Raw genomic sequence first — 4,765 nt, forward strand, 5'->3', positions numbered from 1 at the left:
AGGCGGGCCAGGGCGGGATGGCCGGTGAACAGCGGCAGGGTGAGGAGGTACCGGCCGTCGAGCCCGCGGTCGGCGGCGGCGCGGGCGGCCGCGGAGAGCTCGCCCTGGCTGAGGCCGTCGAGCTCGGCCGCGGAGTCGAACACCACGGCGAGGTCGTTCGTGTCGCCCAGCAGGTTGCGCTCGAAGGTGTTGGTGAGCACGGAGAGCCGCTGGTTGAGGGCCGTGAGCTCGGCTTTGGCCGCGTCGTCGAGGCCCGCGCCCGCGTGCGTCATCTCGCGGTGGTACCGCTCCACCAGGTAGCGCTGCTCGGGGTCGAGGGGCAGAGCATGGCGCTGCTCGTGCACGCGTTCGACGCGCCAGAAGAGGGCCGCGTCGAGGGTGATCGCGTCCTGGTGCGCGGCCATGAGCGGCGCGAGCTGCTCGTCGATCTCCTGGATCTCCGGTGTCGCGTCGGCCGAGCTGACCGTGTAGAACGTGTGCGCCACGCGGTCGAGCAGCTCCCCGGACCGCTCGAGCGCCTCGATCGTGTTCTCGAACGTGGGCATCGATCGCACCCGCGTGATGTTCGCGACCTCGGCGAGCTGCGCCGCGAACCCGGCCTGGAACGCCGGGAGGTAGTGCTCGGCGCGGATCGCCCGGTAGTCCGGCAGTCCGAAGGGAAGGGACGACGGCTGGAGGAGCGGGTTCGTGGCGTCGGTCATTCCCCGAGCCTAACGACCCGTGCCGAGCGCATCGTCGGCCTCGGTGCGCAGCCCGACCATCACGGCGCGCAGCGCGTCGACGACCACGCGGACGGACCGCCGGCGCAGGTTCTCCGGCCGCGCCAGGACGTCGATCATGCGGTGCGTGCTCACGCCACGCAGCGGGATGCGCACGATGTCACGGTCGTCGACGCTGCGCGACGTGAAGCGCGGCAGCATGCCGAGCACCCCGCCCGCGGCGACGACGGCGGACACGGCGCCGTAGTCGTTGATGCGGTGGAGCACGTCGACCGGGCGCCCCGCGACGGCCGACACGGCGCGCAGCACGTCGTCGGGGGAGTAGCCGGTGCGGCTGGTCACCCAGCGCTCTGCCGCCACGTCGGCGGGCTTCAGGCTCGACCGCGTGGCGAGGGGATGATCGGCGGCGACCGCCACGTCGAGCGGCTCGCGCACGAGCGTGACACTGCGCACACCCGCCGTTGGCCACGGATCGGAGTGCTCCATGCGATGCGCGAGCACCAGGTCGTACCGGGAGGTGAGGGCGGGGAACTCGCTCTGGGCGACATCTTCGTCGGTGAGCTGCACGGTGGGCGCGGCATCCAGCGCGGACAGCTCACGCAGCAGCGGCCCGAACAGCGCCTGCCCGACGCTGTGGAAGCCGCTGAGGCTCACCACGCCCGTCGCCGCCTCCTCGAAGTCGTCGAGGGCGTGCCTCGCGGCGGCCATCGCGTCGATCGCCTCGGTGCCCGCCGCGGCCAGGACCTCTCCGGCCGCAGTGAGCACGAGCGAGCGTCCCTCGCGACGGGTGAGCGGTGTGGGGAACGCCCGCTGGAGGGCGGCGAGCTGCTGCGACACCGCGGACGGCGTGACGCGCAGGGCCTCGGCGACCGCGGTCACACTCCCGAGGGCGCCGAGCTCGCGGAGGATCTGCAACTGGTGGAGCTCCATCGCGATAGTTTAGCCAGAACTACAGGGACGATGCAGGATCTGCCGATTGTTCTACAGCGATGGATGCGCTGAGATCGAAGACATGAAGGCTTTGTTCAAGGAGGAGCCGGGCGCCGGACTCACCCTCGTCGACCGCCCCGAACCGACGGCCGGACCGGGAGACGTGGTCATCCGCGTGCTGCGGACGGGTATCTGCGGCACCGACCTGCACATCCACCGCTGGGACGACTGGGCGGCCTCCGCCATCTCGACCCCGCTCATCCCCGGACACGAGTTCTACGGGGAGGTCGTGGAGGTCGGGCCCCTGGTGCACGACATCGTCGTCGGGGACCGCGTCTCCGGAGAGGGGCACATCGTGTGCGGCACCTGCCGGAACTGTCGCGCGGGGCGCCGGCAGATGTGCATCCGCACGATCGGTCTCGGGCTGCAGCGCGACGGGGCGTTCGCGGAGTACCTGTCGCTGCCTGCCGCGAACGTCTGGGTGCACCACGCCGACGTGACCCCGGAACTCGGGGCCGTCTTCGACCCCCTCGGCAACGCCGTGCACACGGCCCTGACGTATCCGCTGGTCGGTGAGGACGTGCTGGTGACCGGGTGCGGCCCGATCGGCCTCATGGCGATCGCGGTGGCGCGGCACGCCGGTGCGCGTTTCATCGCCGCGACCGATGTGAGCGCACCGCGGTTGGAGATGGCGCGGCGCATGGGCGCGGACGAGGTGGTCGACGTGTCGCAGCGCGACGTGCGCGACGCCCAGCGCGTGCTCGGCATGCGCGAGGGCTTCGACATCGGCTTCGAGATGAGCGGCGCGGCGTCGGCCCTCCCGGCCATGATCGACAACATGAACCACGGCGGACGGATCGCGATGCTCGGGCTGCCGAGCGCCGGCTTCGAGATCGACTGGGGCAAGCTCGTCACGCACATGCTCACGATCAAGGGCATCTACGGCCGCGAGATGTTCGAGACGTGGAACGCCATGGGCGCGATGCTGCAGACCAGCGCCGCGCTGCGCGAGGCGATCGGCCGCGTGATCGCCGACGTCGTGCCGGCGCGCGAGTGGGAGCGCGGCTTCGCGGCCGCGGAATCGGCGGGAACGGGCAAGATCATCCTCGACTGGACGGAGCTGTGATGTACGGAGACTTCAAGACTCATGTGGCGGCGGAGCTCGCCGGGATCGAGGAGGCCGGGCTCACCAAGCGCGAGCGCGGCATCCGCGGACCGCAGAGCGCGGAGATCACGGCCGACGGGACGCCCGTGCTGAACTTCTGCGCCAACAACTACCTCGGCCTCGCGGACGACCCCCGGATCCTCGCGTCGGCCACCGCCGCGCTGCAGGAGTGGGGATACGGGCTCGCGAGCGTCCGCTTCATCTGCGGCACCCAGGAGCAGCATCTGGAGCTGGAGCGGCGCCTGGCGGACTTCCTCGGGACGGACGACGCGATCCTCTACTCGTCGTGCTTCGACGCGAACGGCGGGGTGTTCGAGACGCTCTTCTCGGCGGAGGACGCGATCATCTCGGACGAGCTCAACCACGCGTCGATCATCGACGGGATCCGGCTCTCCAAGGCGCGGCGCCTGCGCTACCGCAACCGCGACATGGCCGACCTGGAGGAGCAGCTGCGGGCGGCGGCCGATGCCCGGTTCCGGGTGGTCGTGACCGACGGCGTGTTCTCGATGGACGGCTACATCGCGCCGCTGGCCGAGATCTGCGACCTCGCCGAGCGGTATGACGCGCTGGTGTTCGTGGACGATTCCCACGCCGTCGGGTTCGTGGGCGAGCACGGCCGCGGCACTCCGGAGCTGTGCGGGGTGTCGGACCGCGTCGACATCTACACCGGCACGTTCGGCAAGGCGCTCGGCGGCGCCTCGGGCGGGTACGTGGCCTCCCACGCCGACATCGTGGCGCTGCTGCGACAGCGGTCGCGCCCCTACCTGTTCTCGAACACGCTGGCCCCCGCGATCGTGGCGGGAACCCTGACGGCGCTCGACCTCGTCGAGGGATCCGCCGAGCTGCGGGCGCGACTGCGCGAGAACGCGGCGCTGTTCCGGCGCCGGATGACCGAGGAGGGGTTCGAGCTGCTGCCGGGGGAGCACCCGATCGTCCCGGTGATGTTCGGCGATGCGGCGAAGACGGCGCGGATCGCCCAGGCCATGCAGGAGCGGGGCATCTACGTGACCGCGTTCAGCTTCCCCGTCGTCCCGCGCGGGCTCGCGCGCATCCGCGTGCAGCTGTCCGCCGCGCACACGCCGGAGCAGGTGGAGGAGTGCGTCGCCGCGTTCGTGGCGGCGCGTGACGCGGTGGGCTGACGGGAGCGGATCCGGATGCAAAGAAACTCTTGCAAAGAATCGTTTGCAAGGGTATCTTTGCACTCATGACCGAACAGACCCAGGTGCGAACGCTCGACGCCGGAGCGCTGAAGGCCCTCGCCCACCCGCTTCGCGTGAAGATCTTCGACCTGCTCGCCTCGCGCGGCCCCCAGACCGCGAGCTCCCTCGCCGCGCTCGTGGGGGAGACCTCGGGTTCCACGAGCTATCACCTGCGCGCCCTCGCCGCGCACGACCTCATCCGCGAGGTCGAGGGCCGCGGCACCGCTAGAGAGCGCTGGTGGGAGCGGCCGAAGGGGCGCATCGACGTGCCGGGCCCGGACGACATGACCTCGCCCGCGAACCGCGCCGCCGCGCAGATCGTGACCTCCGAGTTCTTCCGGCTGCGGCACGAGACGCTGATGTCGTACCTGAACCGACCGGCGTCCGAGGTTCCCGACGGGTGGGGTGACGTGGGCATCACGCTCACCACGCACCTTGACGTGACCCCCGCCCAGGCACTCGCCCTGCGCTCGGAGCTGGAGGCCGTCATCGAGTCGGCGATCGAGCGGTACCGCGGCCAGACCGGGCCGGACGTGCGGCGGGTGTCGGTGCGCGCCGAGCTGTTCGACCTGCCGACGCCGCCGTCCGCGGCGGGTGCGGCCGAGCCGGAGTCCGCATCATGACCGCCGCCACGCTGCACCTCTCCGCCCCCACGCGCACGGAGCGGGGGCTGCTGCGCCTCGCCGACCGCCTCACCGGACTCGTCGAGCATCGCGTGGCCGAGCGCGCGCGGCGCCGCCAGCTCGCGCTCG

The 4,765-nt window shown here is 71.5% G+C and carries 4 protein-coding genes and 1 pseudogene; 3 read left to right on the top strand and 2 right to left on the bottom strand.

The window, feature by feature from the left end:
* Both DW299_RS01845 and DW299_RS01850 read right to left on the bottom strand, forming a co-directional pair.
* Positions 1-701: pseudogene (locus DW299_RS01845) on the bottom strand (M3 family metallopeptidase); the annotation flags it as partial.
* A gap of 9 nt (positions 702-710) precedes the next feature.
* Positions 711-1,649, bottom strand: a complete 939-nt coding sequence (locus tag DW299_RS01850) for a LysR family transcriptional regulator (RefSeq protein ID WP_136030896.1) — start codon at positions 1,647-1,649, stop codon at positions 711-713.
* Positions 1,650-1,731: 82 nt separating this feature from the next.
* Here DW299_RS01850 and tdh point away from each other — a divergent pair, with 82 nt between their 5' ends.
* The 3 genes from tdh (at position 1,732) to DW299_RS01865 (ending at position 4,636) form a co-directional block, all read left to right on the top strand.
* Positions 1,732-2,775, top strand: a complete 1,044-nt coding sequence (tdh, locus tag DW299_RS01855) for an L-threonine 3-dehydrogenase (RefSeq protein ID WP_136030898.1) — start codon at positions 1,732-1,734, stop codon at positions 2,773-2,775.
* Entirely contained in the window at positions 2,775-3,953 is a 1,179-nt protein-coding gene (locus DW299_RS01860; RefSeq protein ID WP_136035433.1) for a glycine C-acetyltransferase, read from the top strand. The genes tdh and DW299_RS01860 overlap by 1 nt, the downstream gene beginning before the upstream one ends.
* Positions 3,954-4,018: 65 nt before the next feature.
* Positions 4,019-4,636, top strand: a complete 618-nt coding sequence (locus tag DW299_RS01865; RefSeq protein ID WP_136035432.1) for an ArsR/SmtB family transcription factor — start codon at positions 4,019-4,021, stop codon at positions 4,634-4,636.
* Positions 4,637-4,765: the final 129 nt, after the last annotated feature.

Origin of the sequence: Microbacterium sp. K35, from assembly GCF_004794375.1 — a bacterium.
GTDB lineage: Bacteria > Actinomycetota > Actinomycetes > Actinomycetales > Microbacteriaceae > Microbacterium > Microbacterium sufflavum.

What these genes read in the sequence shown, in the direction of transcription:
- DW299_RS01865 (WP_136035432.1), top strand. Translation starts at nt 4,019, where the DNA reads ATGACCGAACAGACCCAGGTGCGAACGCTCGACGCCGGAGCGCTGAAG.
- tdh (WP_136030898.1), top strand. Translation starts at nt 1,732, where the DNA reads ATGAAGGCTTTGTTCAAGGAGGAGCCGGGCGCCGGACTCACCCTCGTC.
- DW299_RS01850 (WP_136030896.1), bottom strand. Translation starts at nt 1,649, where the DNA reads ATGGAGCTCCACCAGTTGCAGATCCTCCGCGAGCTCGGCGCCCTCGGG.
- DW299_RS01860 (WP_136035433.1), top strand. Translation starts at nt 2,775, where the DNA reads ATGTACGGAGACTTCAAGACTCATGTGGCGGCGGAGCTCGCCGGGATC.